Origin of the sequence: Pseudoxanthomonas suwonensis 11-1 (assembly GCF_000185965.1) — a bacterium.
Classification (GTDB): Bacteria; Pseudomonadota; Gammaproteobacteria; order Xanthomonadales; family Xanthomonadaceae; genus Pseudoxanthomonas; species Pseudoxanthomonas suwonensis_A.
Map to the genome: position 1 here is coordinate 812,067 of NC_014924.1, position 15,659 is coordinate 827,725.

The following is a 15,659-nucleotide window of genomic DNA, read 5'->3' on the forward strand; positions in this document are numbered from 1 at the left end:
CATCCCCTTCATCCACTACGGGCCCCGTGAAGCGTGGCTCCAGGAGTCAACAGAATGGCGATCAAGGTAGGCATCAATGGCTTCGGCCGCATCGGCCGCAACGTGCTGCGTTCTGCCGTGCAGAACTTCGGCGACGATATCGAGATCGTTGCGATCAACGACCTGCTCGAGCCCGACTACCTGGCCTACATGCTGCAGTACGACTCCGTGCACGGCCGCTTCAAGGGCGACGTCAAGGTCGAGGGCAACACCCTGGTGGTCAACGGCAGGAAGATCCGCCTGACCCAGGAGCGCGACCCGGCCAACCTGAAGTGGGACGAGGTCGGCGCCGAGGTGGTGATCGAGTCCACTGGCCTGTTCCTGGACAAGGCCAGCGCGCAGAAGCACCTGGATGCCGGCGCGAAGAAGGTGATCCTGTCGGCCCCGTCGAAGGACGACACCCCGATGTTCGTGTTCGGCGTCAACCACGACACCTACGCCGGCCAGGCGATCATCTCCAACGCCTCGTGCACCACCAACTGCCTGGCCCCGCTGGCCAAGGTCATCCACGACAAGTGGGGCATCAAGCGTGGCCTGATGACCACCGTGCACGCCGCCACCGCGACCCAGAAGACCGTCGACGGCCCGTCCAACAAGGACTGGCGCGGCGGCCGCGGCATCCTCGAGAACATCATCCCGTCCTCCACCGGCGCCGCGAAGGCCGTGGGCGTGGTGATCCCCTCGCTGAACAAGAAGCTGACCGGCATGTCGTTCCGCGTGCCGACCTCGGACGTGTCGGTGGTCGACCTGACCGCCGAGCTGGAGAACCCGGCCAGCTACGAGGAGATCAAGGCCGAGATCAAGGCGCAGAGCGAAGGCGCGCTGAAGGGCATCCTCGGCTACACCGAGGACAAGGTCGTCGCCACCGATTTCCGCGGCGATACCCGCACCTCGATCTTCGACGCCGACGCCGGTATCCAGCTCGACCCGACCTTCGTCAAGCTGGTGGCCTGGTACGACAACGAGTGGGGCTACTCCAACAAGTGCCTGGAGATGGTCCGCGTCGTCGCCCGGTAAGAGGCGCCAACGGTGGAACAGGAAGCCCCGGCAATGCCGGGGCTTTTCTTTGCGCGGAAGCCGGAGCGAGGGCCTGCCGCCTCCTGCAGGCGCCGGCTGCCATGGCCGGTCGGCTCGGGCGTGGCAGCGGAAGCCAGCTGCCGGCACGCTGCAGGGCGGCCGATCCGGATCGGCAGCTGAATGACGGGCATGGGGTCCGGCGCCGGCCCGGGCTCGCGCTCCGGTAGCATGCGGGCGGCCGGGGAGTTGGCTGGCGGATCCACGAAGCGGGGGAACGACGCTTGGAAGCGATCATCATGCTGCTGGTACTGGCCGTACTGGCGGTGCCGGTGGCATTCGTCCTGCTGTTGACGAGCGTGCTCGGCCTGAAGCGGCGGGTTGCCGACCTGGAACGTGCCGTCGGCGTGCTGCAGCACGCGGCCCCGGCCCGGCGCGAGGCCCCGGCTCCTGCGCCCGCAGCCTTGGCGCAGCCTGGTACGGCTCCGGCCGCGAGCGAGCCCACCCTGGCCGAGCTGGTGCGCCGCCAGGCGGACGAGGCGACGCCCGCACCCGCACCCGCGCAGGCGCCTGCGGGCAGCCCGCTGCCGCCCCCGCTGCCGCCTGCGCGCGAACCCGCCGCGGCTGCCACGCGTGCCACGGCATCGCCGCAACCGCGCATTGCTGCAGTCCCGCGCCGTCCGGCCGCGGAGAACCCGGTGCTGCGGGTGGTGAAGCGCTGGTTCACCGTCGGCAACGTGCCGGTCAAGATCGGCGTGTTGGTGGCCCTGGCCGGTGTCGCCGCGCTGCTCAAGTACGCCAGCGACCAGGGCCTGTTCCAGGTTCCGCTGGAGCTGCGCCTTGCCGGCATCGCCGCCGCCGCGGTGGGCGCGCTGGTCTTCGCCTGGCGCCGGCGCGAGCACAACCGGGTGTTCGCCCTCAGCCTGCAGGGCGGTGCGATCGGCACCCTGCTGCTGGTGGTATTCGCCGCCTTCAAGCTCTACGGCATGATCGATGCGGGTCCGGCCTTCGCCCTCAGCGTGGTGCTGGTGGCTGGCGCAGCGCTGCTGGCGGTGCTGCAGAACTCGCAGAACCTGGCGGCGTTCGCGCTGCTGGCCGGCTACCTCGCGCCGATCTGGCTTTCCACCGGCAGCGGCAACCACGTCGCGCTGTTCTCCTACTACGCGCTGGTCAACGCGGCGGTGGTGGCAATCGCCTGGTTCAAGGCGTGGCGGCTGCTCAACCTGCTCGGCTTCGTGTTCACCTTCGGCATCGGCACCGTATGGGGCGCCAGTGCCTACGTGCCGGAGAAGTACGCCAGCACCCAGCCGTTCCTGGCGTTGTTCTTCGTGTTCTACCTGCTGGTGCCGCTGCTGTTCGCGCGGCGCAGGCCGGAAGGCCGGCGCGACCTGGTCGATGGCTGCCTGGTATTCGGTACGCCGCTGGTCGCGTTCTCGCTGCAGGCGGCGCTGCTGGAGGGCGAGCGGATGCAGCTTGCGTTCTGCGCGCTGGGACTGGCAGCGCTGTATGCGGCGCTGGCGTGGATGCTCCTGCGCCGGCGCGGCTACGAGCTGCTGGGCCAGTCGCATGCGGTGCTGGCGGTCGGCTTCGCCACCCTGGCCGTTCCGCTGGGCCTGAGCGCGCGTGCCACCGCCAGCGTATTCGCGCTGGAAGGCGCCGGCCTGGTCTGGCTGGGCCTGCGCCGCGGGCGGCTGCTGCCGCAGGGTGCCGGCGTGACCCTGCAGCTGGCCGCCGCGGTGGCCATGCTGTTCGGCTATGACCACGCCCACGAGGACGTGCGCGCGGTGCTCAACCCAACGGCCATGGGCATGCTGCTGCTGGCGGTCGCTGGCTGGGCCAGCGCCTGGGCGGCACGCGCGCACGGCCGGACCGTGCCGGCGGCGGTCTTCTACCTGTGGGGCATGGCGTGGTGGGCCGGCAACTGCGCACACGAGATATCGCGTTTCGCCGATCCCGCGCTCCGTGCCGACCTGGCCCTGGTGCTGGCGGGCGCGACCGGCTGGCTGGCGGCGGAAGTGCACCGCCGCCGTCCGGCCGCGCTGCTAGCCCAGACCCTGCTGGCGGCGGTCGCGCTGGCCGCGCCCTTCCTGTTCTGGCAGGGAGAGCTGCACCAGCACCCGCTGGGTGGCGGCTTTGGCGCGCTGGCGTGGCTGGTCTTCGGCCTGCTGGGCGTGCGTGGCCTGGCCTGCCTGCGCACGGATGATGGCAGCAGTGCGGGTGCAGCGCAGCTGGCCTGGTGGCTGCTGTGGACACTGCTGCTCTCGGTGGAGGGGTACTGGGTCGCGCTCGAGGCACGTTTCGGCCAGGGCTGGGAGGTTGCGCTGGTGGCGCTGCCATGGCTTGTCCTCATCGCGCTCTCGCTGTGGCGCTTCGGCTGGCTGGCGCTGCCGCGCGATGCCACGGTGGCAACGCCGATGCGCACGCCGGTGCTGTGGCTCGGGTTCGCGGTCGCCGCCGCGATCTGGCTGGTGGTGCTCAACCGGCCGCTGTCGCCGGCACCGCTGCCGTGGCTGCCCCTGCTCAACCCGGCCGAACTGGTGCAGCTGGCCACCCTGGCGCTGGCGGCCGCGTGGCTGCGCCCGCCCTACGCACGCGGGCTGGAGCGCCTGCGCCCGATCGTGCTGGCCGGCGGCGGCTTCCTGCTGCTGAGCGCCTCGACCCTGCGCAGCGTGCATTACTGGGGCGGCATCGGCTGGGATGGCGGCCTGCTTGGCACCGGCCTGGCCCAGACCAGCCTGACCGTGGTCTGGAGCGTGCTGGGCGTGCTGGGCTGGGTGCTCGGCTCGCGCCGCGGCCAGCGCGGCCTGTGGATGGCCGGCGCGGTGCTGATGGGCGTGGTCCTGGCCAAGCTGGTGCTGGTGGACCGCAGCCACCTGGGCAACCTGACCGGCATCGTGTCTTTCATCGCCTATGGCGTGCTGTGCATGATCGTGGGCTACCTCGCCCCGGCGCCGCCGCGCACGGCCGCCAACGTGGAGAACGCATGAGCAAGGCTTCGCTGTACGTACTGGCCATGGCGGCCGCGCTTGTCCCCGTCGCCGCCCACGCTGCCGCGCCGGCACAGGACTATGCCCGCGAATGGCCGCTGGAGCTGGCCCGGGAAGACGCCGGCGCCTACCGGGTGGTGCTGGACCAGGCCGTGTACCTCGGCGCCCACGACCGCGCCCTGCGCGACGTCGAAGTGTTCAACGCCCAGGGCCAGCCGGTGGCCACCGCGGTGCTGTCGCCGGCCCAGCCGCTGGCGCAGGCGTCGCGCACGCGGGCGCTGCCGTGGTTCCCGCTTCCCGCGCAGGAAGGCGGTGGCGGTGGCGACATCCACCTGATCGCCGAGCGCGATGCCGACGGCAGCATCCGCCGGGTCGAGGCCGGGATCGGCGCGCGTGCGAGCGTGGGCGGCCCGGGCCGCTGGCTGGTCGACGCCAGCGGCGTGCGCGAGCCGGTGCGGGCCCTGCTGCTGGAGTGGGAGGATCCGGCGCAACCACTGCAGGCTGGCTACCGCGTCGAGGGCAGCGACGACCTGCGCAGCTGGCGCACGCTCAATGGCAGCACCACCCTGCTGGACCTGGAGCGCGGCGGCGAGCGCCTGCGCCAGGGCCGTATCGTCCTGGATGGCCAGGCCCGCTACCTTCGCCTGCTGCCGCTGCGTGCAGGCCCCGGCCCGGTGCTGACCGGCGTCTCCGCCGAACTGGCGCCGGCAGTGGCACGGGCGCAGTGGGAGTGGCTGGAACTGCAGGGCAAGCGCCGCAACAGCGGCGGGCGCGAGGGCTTCGAGTTCCTCCTGCCCGGACGCTTCCCGGTCGAGCGCGCCGACGTGCGCCTGCCGGGCAACAGCGCGGTGGAGTGGACCCTGCACAGCCGCGAGGCGGACGACGAGGGCTCGTGGACCTGGCGGGCCGGGCCTTGGGTCTCGTACCAGCTTGGCGCCGACGGCAGCGGTACCCGCTCGGAGCCGCGCGCGCTGGCCGGCGCGGTCCGTGACCGCCACTGGCGGCTGGTTCCCAATACCCCGGTCGGCGATCAAACCCCCGTGCTGCGCGTGGGCTATCGTCCCGAGGTGGCAGTGTTCCTCGCCCAGGGCCAACCGCCGTTCTCGCTGGCCGCCGGCAGTGCGCGCCGGCAGCGCGGCGAGGCGCCGATCCGGCCACTGCTGGACGCGCTGCGTGCCCAGCGCGGCTCCGGCTGGGAACCGGCCGCGGCAACCCTGGCCGGCGAAGCCCGCGAGCTGGCCGGCGATCGCGCCCTCGAGCCGGTGGTCGAGCGCGACTGGAAAAGCTGGCTGCTGTGGGCGCTGCTGGTCGGTGGCGCAGCCCTGGTCGCCCTGCTGGGCATCAGCCTGCTGCGGCAGCCGCGTCCGGAAGGCTGAGCCCCCGGTTTGCCGCCGCTGCGCCCTGCACCGAAAATGCCTGTCCCCGCGTGCGCACCAGGCGCCGCCCTTCCATTCCCCCAGCCTAGAGACGTGAGCATGACGATCCTCCGGATGACCGACCTCGACCTGACCGGCAAGCGCGTGCTGGTCCGCCAGGACCTCAACGTGCCGATCGACAACGGTCGCATCACCTCCGAGCAGCGCATCACCGCCTCGGTGCCGACGCTCAAGCTGGCGCTGGAGAAGGGGGCCGCGGTGATGGTCACCTCGCACCTGGGCCGGCCGAAGGAAGGCCAGTGGAGCGAGGCGGATTCGCTGGCCCCGGTCGCCGCGCGCCTGTCCGAGCTGCTGGGCGTCGAGGTGCCGCTGGTCAAGGACTGGGTCGACGGCGTCGATGTCAGGCCCGGCCAGGTCGTGCTGCTCGAGAACTGCCGCATGAACGTGGGCGAGGGCAAGGACGACGAGGCGCTGGCCAGGAAGTACGCCGCGCTGTGCGATGTGTTCGTGATGGACGCCTTCGGCACCGCGCACCGCGCCCAGGCCTCGACCCACGGCGTGATCCGTTTCGCCCCGGTCGCCGCCGGCGGCCCGCTGCTGATGGCCGAGCTGGACGCGCTGGACAAGGCGCTGGCCAATCCGGCGCGCCCCCTGCTGGCGATCGTCGCCGGCAGCAAGGTCTCGACCAAGCTGGAACTGCTGACCAGCCTGGTCGGCAAGGTCGACCAGCTGATCGTCGGTGGCGGCATCGCCAACACCTTCATCGCCGCGGGTGGCCATGGCGTGGGCAAGTCGCTGGTGGAGAACGACCTGCTGGATACCGCGCGCAAGATCGACGCCGATGCGAAGTCGCGCGGCGCGCAGATCCCGCTGCCGGTGGACGTGGTGGTGGCCCCGGCGTTCGCCGCCGACGCGCCGGCTACGGTCAAGCCGGTCGACCAGGTCGGTCCGGAGGACATGATCCTGGACATCGGCCCGCAGACCGCCGCGCAGTACGCCGCGCTGATCAAGGCCGCCGGCACGGTGGTCTGGAACGGCCCGGTGGGCGTGTTCGAGTTCGACGCCTTCGGCAAGGGCACCGAGACCCTGGCCCGTGCGATCGCCGAGTCCAAGGCGTTCTCCATCGCCGGTGGCGGCGACACCCTGGCCGCTGTCGACAAGTACGGCATCGAGGAGCAGGTCAGCTACATCTCCACCGGTGGCGGTGCCTTCCTCGAGTTCCTGGAAGGCAAGACCCTGCCGGCGGTCGCCGCGCTGGAGGCGCGCGGCGGCTGAGGCCAGCCGTACGAGCTTGCTTGGCGAAGACGCCGGTGCCCTCTGAGGTGCCGGCGTTTTTCTTTCGCTTGCTTCCGTGGTGCGGGTAGAGATATCCCGCGAAAAGCGATCGGGATGGCCGGCTTCGGATGGGGCCGCGCCAGGCCGGGTATGCCGTGGCCGCTCGGACGCACATCCATGTGCGTACTCGCTACCGCGGCCATCCATGACCACTGCCACGGCATACCCGGCCCGTCACGTCCGCTTCGGCATTGGGGTGGTCGGCTCCGGGGCTGGCAGCGATAGTGCTCATAAGTGCCGTGGCGCTTTTTGCCGGGCGCAGGTCGCGGCTCGTGCATGTCGGTCGGCCTTCAGCGAGGCCAGTGGCCGCAACGCCTGCAGAGGACGTCGCACCCGCCCAGTCCAGGGCAAGTGGCACATGGATGTGCCACGGCCGCGAGTAAGGGCAGGGACGTTCGCCCGAGCGGTGACCCGGACTGGGCGGGTGCGGCGGCCCCGTCCGGAGCCAGCGCCTTTGCTTTGCGTTTGCCCCGGCTTTTGCTACGTGGCTGACAGGCGTGGCAAAGGCGAGCAGGCAATGAGATCCCGCGGTTCCCTGCTAGAGTTTCGCCATGCCTACCGAACGACCGATCGAGCGCCTGCTGGCGATCATGGCCCGCCTGCGCGACCCGCAGGGCGGCTGTCCCTGGGACCTGGAACAGGACTTCTCCAGCATCGCCCCTTACACCATCGAGGAAGCGTATGAAGTCGCAGACGCGATCGACCGCAAGGACCTCGCCGCGCTGAAGGACGAGCTGGGCGACCTGCTGCTGCAGGTGGTCTTCCATGCGCAGATGGCGGCCGAGCAGGGCGCGTTCGGGTTCGACGACGTCGCCAACGCGATCAGCGACAAGATGGTGCGGCGGCACCCGCACGTATTCGGCGAGGCCAGCTTCGCCGATGCCGAGGAACAGACCCTCAACTGGGAAGCGATCAAGCGCGCCGAACGCGCCGCCGCCGGCGAGCAGGACACCTCCGCCCTGGCCGGCATTTCCCGCGGCCTGCCGGAGTGGCAGCGGGCGGTGAAGCTGCAGTCGCGCGCGGCGCGCACCGGCTTCGACTGGCCGGGTCCGGAACCGGTACTGGAAAAGCTGCACGAGGAGATCGCCGAGGTGCGTGCCGAGTTCGCCCGCGGCGACGTGGCTGGAAACCGCGAGCGCCTGGAAGACGAGATCGGCGACCTGCTGTTCGTGGCCGCCAACGTCGCGCGCCACGCCAAGGTCGATCCGGGCGCCGCGCTGCGCCGTGCCAACCACAAGTTCGAGCGCCGCTTCCGGGCCATGGAAGCACTCGCCGACGCACGGGGAACGACGCTGTCCGCGCTGACCCTGGAGCAGCAGGAAGCGCTGTGGTCGCAGGTGAAGCAGTCGGAGCGCGAGGCCGCGGGGGCGGCGTGACCACCTTCCTGCTGTTCGTGGCCACCGCCATCGCCGAGATCCTCGGCTGCTGGCTGGTGTGGTCATGGCTGCGCGACAACGGCAGCGCCTGGCTGCTCCTGCCGGCGGCCTTGTGCCTGGCGGTGTTCGCCTGGCTGCTGACCCTGCACCCGACCGCGACGGGGCGGGTGTACGCGGCCTACGGCGGCGTCTACATCGCCACCGCGCTGGCCTGGCTGTGGGCCGTGGACGGCGTGCGTCCCACCCGCTGGGACCTGCTCGGCGTGGGCCTGTGCCTGGCCGGGATGGCGGTGATCATGTTCGCGCCCAGGCAGGCCTGAGCGCTTCGCGCGCGGCTCAGTGCGCCGCCGCGCCCGGTCCGTCGTAGAACATCAGGAAGGCCGCGCCCACGATCAGGGCGAAGGCCGCGTAGTGGTTCCACTTCAGCGGCTGGCCCAGGTACCAGGCCGAGAAGCCCGCGAACACCACCAGGGTGATGACCTCCTGGATGGTCTTGAGCTGGACCACCGAGTACACCCCGCTGCCCATGCGGTTTGCCGGCACCATCAGGCTGTACTCGAAGAAGGCGATGCCCCAGCTGACCACGATCGCCATGAACAGCGGCGCGCTCTTGTACTTGAGGTGGCCGTACCAGGCGAAGGTCATGAACACGTTGCTGGCCAGCAGCAACAGCACCGGAACGAGGTAGTTCGACAGGGACAGGGCGGGCATCGTCGGGCCGCAGGTGGGGATGAGGCGCGCAGGATAAGCCACCCCGGGCGAACCGCGCGGCCTCAGGGCACGGGCGCGGCGAAGCGGCGGCGGTAAGCCACCGGGCTGGTGCCGAGCCGCTGGCGGAAGTGGTGTCGCAGGGTCATGGCCGTGCCGAAGCCGCTGCGGCTCGCGACCTCGTCCACGCCCAGGCAGGTCTGCTCCAGCAGCTGGCAGGCGTGTTCGATCCGGGCCTGGGCCAGCCATTGCCCGGGGGTGGTGCCGGTGGCGGCCTGGAATTTCCGCAGGAAGGTGCGCTCGCTCATGTTCACCCGCGCCGCCAGCGCGGCGATCGTGTGCGGCTGGTCCAGGCGGCGGCGCAGGTGGTCCAGCAGCGGCGACAACGCGTCGCGCCGTTGCGGCGCCACCGGACGCTCCACGTACTGGGCCTGGCCCCCGTCGCGGTGCGGCGGGATGACCAGCCGCCGCGCCACCAGGTTGGCCTTGGCGCTGCCGAAGTCGCGCCGCACCAGGTGCAGACACAGGTCCAGCCCGGCCGCACTCCCGGCCGAGGTGAGCACCTGGCCGTTGTCCACGTAGAGCACGTCGGGGTCGACCTCGACCAGCGGATGGCGCTCGCGCAGTGCTGCGGCGTGCCGCCAGTGGGTGGTCGCGCGGCGGCCGTCGAGCAGGCCGGCGGCAGCGAGGACGAACACCCCGGAGCAGATCGACAGCAGCCGGCTGCCACGCCGATACGAGTCGCGCAGCGCGGCCACCAGCGCATCGGGGACGGAAGCCTCCGCGCCGCGCCAGCCAGGGACGATGATCGTGCCCGCGGCCTGCAGCAGCTTCAGGTCGCCATCCGGCTGCATGCGTCCGCCGTACTGGGTGCGCACTGGACGGCCGTCGACCGACGCGGTGTGGAAGCTGTACCAGCCGGGTCCCGCCTCGGGACGCTCCAGGCCAAAGACTTCCGCCGCGCATGCGAACTCGAACATGCACAGGCCGTCGTAGAGCAGCACCGCGACCTTGCGATTGCGCATTGGCGGAATTTGATCGGAGATCGTCATTGCCGCCAATCCTGCACGAGCGGGTGGCCGCGCACAATGGCCCTGCCACCACGGAGGACACCATGGGAAATCCCGTCACTGAAACCGCCGCGGCAACGCCCGCGCAGGCGCTGGAGCACTTCGGCGCGCAGTTCGCGTTCGAGGCCGATTGCTGGGACGTGCACGAGGCGCTTTCGCGCCCGGATCCCGGATTCGTCCTGCTCGACGTGCGTGGGCCCGAAGCCCATGCGCATGGCCATGTGCCGGGTGCGGTGCACCTGCCACACCGCAAGATCATCGCGTCCACGATCGCGCGCTGGCCGCAGGACACGCTGTTCGTCGTCTACTGCGCCGGGCCGCACTGCAATGGCGCCGCGCGCGCCGCGGTGCGGCTGGCCACGCTTGGACGCCCGGTGAAACTGATGGCGGGCGGCATCACCGGCTGGCTGGACGAGGGCTTCGGACTGGCTACGGGCATGGATGCCAGCTGATGCCGACGCTTGTCCGCCGGGCCGCACCTGGCGACATGCAGGCGCTGCTGGAACTTGTCGCCGAGCACGCCGCTTTCGAACAGGCTACGGCACGACCGGATGCCCAGGCCTTGTCGGAAGCCATCTTCGGTGCGCGGCCACGCCTGCTGTGCTGGGTCGCGGCAGGGCAGGATGCGCCGGCGGGATACATGACCGCGACCTGCGATTTCTCGACCTGGCAGGCGCGTCCGTTCCTGTACATGGATTGCCTGTACCTGCGTGCCACCGCACGCAACCACGGCCTCGGTGCGCGGTTGCTGGATGCATTGCGCGAACATGCACGTCTCGCCGACATCACCCGGCTGCAGTGGCAGACACCGGAATGGAACCAGGCCGCGGCGCGCTTCTATCGCAGGCAGGGCGCGCGGGAACTACGCAAGCGGCGCTTCGTGCTCGAGCTGGAAGAGGGCGAAGGGTAGGGCCGGGCCGCGCAGGCCCGGCTCCACGCCTCAGGCCTGGCGCAGGGCAAGCATCGGCGGCGTACGCAGGATCGCGCGCGTGCCCGACCATCCGGCCAGCAGGCTGAGCGCGATGCCGCCGGCGCCACCGGCCAGCAGGGCAGGCCATGGCGGCGACAGCGCCAGTTCGAACAGCTGGCGCGAGACCAGCACGCCAATTACCGCGGCGGCCGATACCGCCAGCGTCGCCGCGACCAGGCCCAGCACCCCGAACTCGACCAGCACTGCCCCACGCAGCTGGCCATGGCGCGCGCCCAGGGTGCGCAGCACCGCGCTGTCGTAGCGGCGCTCGCCGGCGGTGGCCTGCAATGCAGCCAGCAGCACCAGCACGCCGGCGGCGAGGCTGAAGCCCATCACCAGCTGCACCGCCTGGGCCACGCGCTCGATCACCTCGCGCACGCGCTCCAGCAGCGCCTCGATCTCCAGCACCGACACGTTCGGGAATTCCCGCACCACCGGTGCCAGCGCCGCGGTATTGCCCGAGGGCAGGTGGAAGCTGGAGATCAGGTTGTACGGCGCGTCGCCCACCGCCCCCGCGTTGAGCAGCACGAAGAAGTTGACCCGGAACGAATCCCAGTCGGCCTTGCGGATGCTGGTGACGGTGAAGCTGCGCTCCTGCTCGCCCAGCTGCAGGGTCACGCTGTCGCCCAGGCCGACGCCGTAGCGTCGCGCCCAGCCTTCCTCGATCGAGGCCTCGGCCGCATCGCTGGCTTCACTCCAGAACTCGCCCTGCAGCAGGGTGTTGGCGGGCGGGAAGGTATGGCGCCAGGAGAAGTTCAACGGACGGTCGGCGTCGTTGCCATCGTCCTGGCCTTCCACTGCCATGCGCTGCGGCGGCTCGCCGTTGATCGCCACCAGGCGTCCGGTGCCGAACGGCTGCAGGTCCGGATCGGCCACGCCCATGCCGCGCAGCGCCTGCTCGACAGCCCCGGCCTGGTCGCGCTGCACGTTGAGCAGGAAGTGGTTCGGCGTATCCGGCGGCAGGCGGTCGCGCCACTGGCCGAGCAGGCCGGGGCCGACCACCGCCAGCAGCAACAGCGCGCACAGCGACAGCGACAGGCCGACCAGCTGCACCACCGCCAGGCCACGGCGACGCGCGAGCGCGGCCAGCCCCAGCCGCCACGGGCCATGCAGGCGCGCCTGCAGGCGGCCCAGCAGCCACAGCAGGGTGGCGCCCGCGGCGGCCGCGACCAGGGCGAGTACCGCCAGTCCGCCCAGCACCCAGGCGGCCAGCTGCACGTCTCCGGTGGCGTAGACCGCCAGCGCGGCGGTGGCAGCCAGCGCCGCGACATAGGCCAGCAGCGAGGTCGCGGGCAGGGTGGCGAAGCTGCGGTTGAGCACGCGCATCGGCGGCACCCCGCGCAGGCGCAGCAGCGGCGGCAGGCCGAAGCCGAGCAGGATCAGCAGGCCGATCCCGGCCCCGGCCAGCATCGGCGTGGCCTGCGGCAGCGGTAGGCGCGCGGGCACCAGGCTGCCCAGCGCCTCCACCAGCGCGACCTGGGCCAGCATGCCCAGGCCGATCCCCAGCACGCAGGCCGGGATCGCCAGCAGCACCAGTTGCAGGGCGAGCGAGGCGAGGATGTCGCGCTGGCGCGCGCCGAGGCAGCGCAGGATCGCCACGGTGTCCACCCGGCGCAGGGCGAAGCGGTTGGCCGCCAGCGCGGTGGCCACGCTGGCCAGCAGCACCGCCAGCAGCGCGGCCAGGGCGAGGAAGCGGCCGGCACGGTCGAAGGCATTGCGCAGGCCCTGCTGTGCGTCCTCCACGCCGACCAGGCGCTGTCCCGGGGCCAGCCGCGGCTGCAGCCATTCGCGCATGGCGTCGATCGCCTGCGGCGGGCCGGCGAACATCATCCGGTAGCCGGCGCGGCTGCCCGGGCCGAGCAGGCCGGCTGCCTCGACGTCGTCGCGGTGCACCAGCAGCGGCGGCGCCATTTCCATCAGTCCGCCCGAGGCGTCGGGCTCGGACAGCAGCACGCGGGTGATGCGCACCTGGCTGGAACCCAGCTCGATGCTGTCGCCCACGCTCACCCCCAGTCCGGCAAGCACGCGCGGATCGGCGTAGGCCTCGCCCGGGGGCGGGCCACCCGCATCGCTGGCCTGCAGCCCGGCGGCATCGCTGGCCACGCGCAGGCGCCCGCGCAACGGATGCGCGCCGTCCACGCCCTTGACCGTGGCCATCTGGCTGGATTCGCCGTGGAACAGCACGCTGGGGAAGGTCACCAGCCGCGCCATCGCCAGGCCGCGGTTGCGGGCCTCGTCGGCGAATTCGGCCGGCGGCTCGGCGCGCGCCTGCACGCCAAGGTCGCCGCCGATCACCTCGGCGGCGCTTGAGGTCAGGGCCAGGGTCACGCGGTCGACCAGGGTGCCGACCGCGGTCATCGCCGCCACGCCCAGCACCAGCGCGGCGAACAGGGTCAGCAGGTCGCCGGCCAGGAACTCGCGGCGCAGCGAGCGCGCCGCCTGGCGCAGCACGTTCATGCGCCTTCCCCGCCGTCCTCGATCCGCACCAGGCGGCCGCGATCGAGGCGGTAGACGTGGTGGCAGCGGCGGGCCAGGGCCAGGTCGTGGGTGACCATCACCAGGGTGGTGCCGTTGCTGCGGTTGAGCTCGAACAACAGTTGGCTGACCTGCTGGCCGGTGGCCTGGTCGAGGTTGCCGGTGGGCTCGTCGGCGAACAGGATCCGCGGCCGGGCGACGAAGGCTCGGGCCAGGGCCACGCGCTGCTGCTCGCCGCCGGACAGCTGGCGCGGATGGTGCCGGCGCCGGTGTTCCAGGCCGACCGCGGCCAGCACCTCGGCAACCCGCGACGGATCCTCGCGCCCGGCCAGCTCCAGCGGCAGGGCCACGTTCTCCTCGGCGGTGAGCGAGGGCAGCAGGTGGAAACTCTGGAACACGAAGCCGACCTCGCGCGCACGCAGCGCGGCGCGCGCCTCCTCGTCCAGCTGGTCCAGGCGCTGGCCGGCCAGGCTGATGCTGCCGGTGGTGGGCAGGTCCAGGCCGGCGAGCAGGCCGAGCAGGGTGGTCTTGCCGGAGCCGGAGGCACCGACGATGGCCACGCTGTCGCCTTCAGCCACGGTGAGGTCGACGCCATCGAGAATGCGGACCTCGCCCTCGGGGCCTGCGGCCGACTTGCCTACACCGCGGACCTCGATGGCGGTGGCTATGCTGGGAATGGTCTGGGTATCGATGGGAGGCTCCGTGATGCGGAAGTTCGGGACAGGGAGCGCCATGGGCCGGCTGCTGGCCCTGCTGGCGCTGGTGCTGCTGTCAGGTTCGCTGCTGGCGGCGCCCCCGGCCCGTGCCAAAGGTCCGGTGCTGGTACTCGGCGACAGCCTGAGCGCGGAACACAACATACCCAGAGGCTCCGGCTGGGTCAGCCTGCTGGAGCGGAAACTCCGTTCCGAGCCCCCGCTGTCCCGTGGCGTGGTCAATGCCAGCATCAGTGGCGAGACCAGTGCCGGCGCCCTTACCCGGCTGCCGGCGCTGCTGGAGAAGCACAAGCCGTCGGTGCTGGTGATCGAGCTGGGCGGCAATGACGCCCTGCGCGGGCTTGCCCCGGCCCAGCTCGAGGCCAACCTGCGGCGCATGGTCGAGCGGGGCAGGGCCTCGGGTGCCCGGGTGCTGCTGCTGGGCATCGACGTGCCGCCCAACTACGGCCCGGCGTACCGCGAGCGCCTGCGCCGCACCTACGCCAGCCTGGCCGAGGGCAAGGACGTGGCCCTGGTGCCATTCTTCCTCGAGGGCGTGGCCCTGGAGCCGGGCCTGATGCAGGGCGACGGCCTCCATCCCACCGCGGCCGCCCAGCCGCGCCTGCTGGACAACGTCTGGCCAGCCCTGCGCCCCCTGCTCTGACGGGGGAAGCAGCCAACGGCCTTCACGCCAGATCCACCGGGGGTCCGGCATGTTTCACAAAGCTGAAAACCCACTCTACGGAGCGTCAGGAAATGCGTCAGGGCAAAGAAACCTCAGGGCTGGTGCTGGTCGTCGAAGACAACCGCAACATTTCCGAGATGATCGGTGAGTACCTCGAAAGCCGCGGTTTCGAGGTCGACTACGCGGCCGACGGCCTGGATGGCTACCGGCTGGCCGCCGAGAACAGTTACGACGCCGTGGTGCTGGACCTGATGCTGCCGCGCCTGGACGGCATCGAGGTCTGCCGCCGCCTGCGCAGCGATGCGCGCAAGTCCACCCCGGTCCTGATGCTGACCGCCCGCGACACGCTGGACGACAAGCTCACCGGCCTGGGCCATGGCGCCGACGACTACCTCACCAAGCCGTTCGCGATCCAGGAGCTGGAGGCGCGCCTGCGTGCCCTGATCCGCCGCGAGCGCCGCCAGGTGGGCTCGGAGGTGCTTACCGTCGCCGACCTGGTCCTGGACCCGGTCAGCATGCGCGTCACCCGCGGCGGCACCGAACTCCAGCTCTCGCCGATCGGCCTGAAGCTGCTGACCATCCTGATGCGCGAGTCGCCCCGGGTCGTCAGCCGCCAGGAGATCGAACGCGAGATCTGGGGCAACAGCCTCCCCGATTCGGACACCCTGCGCAGCCACCTGTACAACCTGCGCAAGGTGATCGACAAGCCGTTCGACCGCCCGCTGCTGCACACCGTGCAGAGCGCCGGCTACCGCGTGGCCGACATCGCGCAGCCGGTCACGGCCTGACGTCCGGCCAAGGGGAAACAGGGGGATGGAACGCACGACGGCGGCCGGTTGTCCGGCCGCGCCGGCCTGTAGGGGCGGCGCGTCGCTTTACATGATCACGGAACAGCGATGCGCGCGTACCTACACTCGCGCCGTCCTGTGTTG

Annotated in this window: 14 protein-coding genes; 10 read left to right on the forward strand and 4 right to left on the reverse strand. The window is 71.4% G+C overall.

Going from position 1 to position 15,659, the window contains the following annotated elements:
* Positions 1-54 precede the first annotated feature (54 nt).
* The 6 genes from gap to PSESU_RS03620 all read left to right on the forward strand — a co-directional run bounded on the left by gap (position 55) and on the right by PSESU_RS03620 (position 8,447).
* Positions 55-1,056 (forward strand): type I glyceraldehyde-3-phosphate dehydrogenase, encoded by a 1,002-nt coding sequence (gene gap, locus PSESU_RS03595; protein ID WP_013534408.1) that lies wholly within the window; start codon positions 55-57, stop codon positions 1,054-1,056.
* A gap of 281 nt (positions 1,057-1,337) precedes the next feature.
* Complete coding sequence (locus PSESU_RS03600; protein ID WP_041763820.1) at positions 1,338-4,040, forward strand: DUF2339 domain-containing protein; 2,703 nt, start codon at positions 1,338-1,340, stop codon at positions 4,038-4,040.
* Positions 4,037-5,416, forward strand: coding sequence for a DUF3999 domain-containing protein (locus PSESU_RS03605; protein ID WP_013534410.1), 1,380 nt, complete (start codon positions 4,037-4,039; stop codon positions 5,414-5,416). The genes PSESU_RS03600 and PSESU_RS03605 overlap by 4 nt, the downstream gene beginning before the upstream one ends.
* Positions 5,417-5,515: 99 nt before the next feature.
* Entirely contained in the window at positions 5,516-6,691 is a 1,176-nt protein-coding gene (locus tag PSESU_RS03610) for a phosphoglycerate kinase (RefSeq protein ID WP_013534411.1), read from the forward strand.
* Between the two features lie 611 nt (positions 6,692-7,302).
* Positions 7,303-8,127, forward strand: a complete 825-nt coding sequence (gene mazG / locus PSESU_RS03615; protein WP_013534412.1) for a nucleoside triphosphate pyrophosphohydrolase — start codon at positions 7,303-7,305, stop codon at positions 8,125-8,127.
* Positions 8,124-8,447 carry a YnfA family protein gene (locus PSESU_RS03620; RefSeq protein ID WP_013534413.1) on the forward strand — a complete coding sequence of 108 codons (324 nt, stop codon included), beginning with the start codon at positions 8,124-8,126 and terminating at the stop codon, positions 8,445-8,447. Before mazG ends, PSESU_RS03620 begins: the two co-directional genes overlap by 4 nt.
* Before the next feature lie 16 nt (positions 8,448-8,463).
* Here PSESU_RS03620 and PSESU_RS03625 read toward each other — a convergent pair whose 3' ends face one another.
* Together PSESU_RS03625 and ftrA are read right to left on the reverse strand one after the other, a co-directional pair.
* Entirely contained in the window at positions 8,464-8,838 is a 375-nt protein-coding gene (locus PSESU_RS03625; protein ID WP_013534414.1) for a DMT family protein, read from the reverse strand.
* A gap of 62 nt (positions 8,839-8,900) precedes the next feature.
* The gene (gene ftrA, locus PSESU_RS03630; protein WP_233275250.1) at positions 8,901-9,860 is read right to left on the reverse strand and encodes a transcriptional regulator FtrA; all 960 of its coding nucleotides are present in this window, start codon (positions 9,858-9,860) and stop codon (positions 8,901-8,903) included.
* 89 nt (positions 9,861-9,949) lie between these two features.
* Here ftrA and PSESU_RS03635 point away from each other — a divergent pair, with 89 nt between their 5' ends.
* Together PSESU_RS03635 and PSESU_RS03640 are read left to right on the forward strand one after the other, a co-directional pair.
* Positions 9,950-10,357, forward strand: a complete 408-nt coding sequence (locus PSESU_RS03635; protein ID WP_013534416.1) for a rhodanese-like domain-containing protein — start codon at positions 9,950-9,952, stop codon at positions 10,355-10,357.
* A complete protein-coding gene (locus tag PSESU_RS03640; protein WP_013534417.1) occupies positions 10,357-10,815 on the forward strand; it encodes a GNAT family N-acetyltransferase in 459 nt (152 codons plus the stop codon). The genes PSESU_RS03635 and PSESU_RS03640 overlap by 1 nt, the downstream gene beginning before the upstream one ends.
* A gap of 30 nt (positions 10,816-10,845) precedes the next feature.
* On the opposite strand, the gene PSESU_RS03645 is transcribed toward PSESU_RS03640, so the two are convergent.
* Both PSESU_RS03645 and PSESU_RS03650 read right to left on the reverse strand, forming a co-directional pair.
* Positions 10,846-13,332: an ABC transporter permease gene (locus PSESU_RS03645; RefSeq protein WP_013534418.1), complete on the reverse strand. Its 2,487-nt coding sequence runs from the start codon at positions 13,330-13,332 to the stop codon at positions 10,846-10,848.
* On the reverse strand, positions 13,329-14,084 hold the full coding sequence (locus tag PSESU_RS03650; RefSeq protein ID WP_013534419.1) for an ABC transporter ATP-binding protein: 756 nt from the start codon (positions 14,082-14,084) through the stop codon (positions 13,329-13,331). The genes PSESU_RS03645 and PSESU_RS03650 overlap by 4 nt, the downstream gene beginning before the upstream one ends.
* Between PSESU_RS03650 and PSESU_RS03655 the strand changes: the two genes are divergently transcribed.
* Positions 14,056-14,706 (forward strand): arylesterase, encoded by a 651-nt coding sequence (locus tag PSESU_RS03655; protein ID WP_049782409.1) that lies wholly within the window; start codon positions 14,056-14,058, stop codon positions 14,704-14,706. The genes PSESU_RS03650 and PSESU_RS03655 overlap by 29 nt on opposite strands.
* A 92-nt stretch (positions 14,707-14,798) precedes the next feature.
* The gene (locus tag PSESU_RS03660; protein ID WP_013534421.1) at positions 14,799-15,515 is read left to right on the forward strand and encodes a response regulator transcription factor; all 717 of its coding nucleotides are present in this window, start codon (positions 14,799-14,801) and stop codon (positions 15,513-15,515) included.
* Positions 15,516-15,659 lie beyond the last annotated feature (144 nt).

Excerpts from the sequence above, each read along its gene's own strand:
- ftrA (WP_233275250.1), bottom strand. The coding sequence starts at position 9,860 with ATGCGCAATCGCAAGGTCGCGGTGCTGCTCTACGACGGCCTGTGCATG.
- PSESU_RS03625 (WP_013534414.1), bottom strand. The coding sequence starts at position 8,838 with ATGCCCGCCCTGTCCCTGTCGAACTACCTCGTTCCGGTGCTGTTGCTG.
- PSESU_RS03645 (WP_013534418.1), bottom strand. The coding sequence starts at position 13,332 with ATGAACGTGCTGCGCCAGGCGGCGCGCTCGCTGCGCCGCGAGTTCCTG.
- PSESU_RS03640 (WP_013534417.1), top strand. The coding sequence starts at position 10,357 with ATGCCGACGCTTGTCCGCCGGGCCGCACCTGGCGACATGCAGGCGCTG.
- PSESU_RS03610 (WP_013534411.1), top strand. The coding sequence starts at position 5,516 with ATGACGATCCTCCGGATGACCGACCTCGACCTGACCGGCAAGCGCGTG.
- PSESU_RS03660 (WP_013534421.1), top strand. The coding sequence starts at position 14,799 with ATGCGTCAGGGCAAAGAAACCTCAGGGCTGGTGCTGGTCGTCGAAGAC.
- PSESU_RS03650 (WP_013534419.1), bottom strand. The coding sequence starts at position 14,084 with ATGGCGCTCCCTGTCCCGAACTTCCGCATCACGGAGCCTCCCATCGAT.
- PSESU_RS03655 (WP_049782409.1), top strand. The coding sequence starts at position 14,056 with ATGCGGAAGTTCGGGACAGGGAGCGCCATGGGCCGGCTGCTGGCCCTG.
- PSESU_RS03635 (WP_013534416.1), top strand. The coding sequence starts at position 9,950 with ATGGGAAATCCCGTCACTGAAACCGCCGCGGCAACGCCCGCGCAGGCG.
- PSESU_RS03605 (WP_013534410.1), top strand. The coding sequence starts at position 4,037 with ATGAGCAAGGCTTCGCTGTACGTACTGGCCATGGCGGCCGCGCTTGTC.
- gap (WP_013534408.1), top strand. The coding sequence starts at position 55 with ATGGCGATCAAGGTAGGCATCAATGGCTTCGGCCGCATCGGCCGCAAC.
- mazG (WP_013534412.1), top strand. The coding sequence starts at position 7,303 with ATGCCTACCGAACGACCGATCGAGCGCCTGCTGGCGATCATGGCCCGC.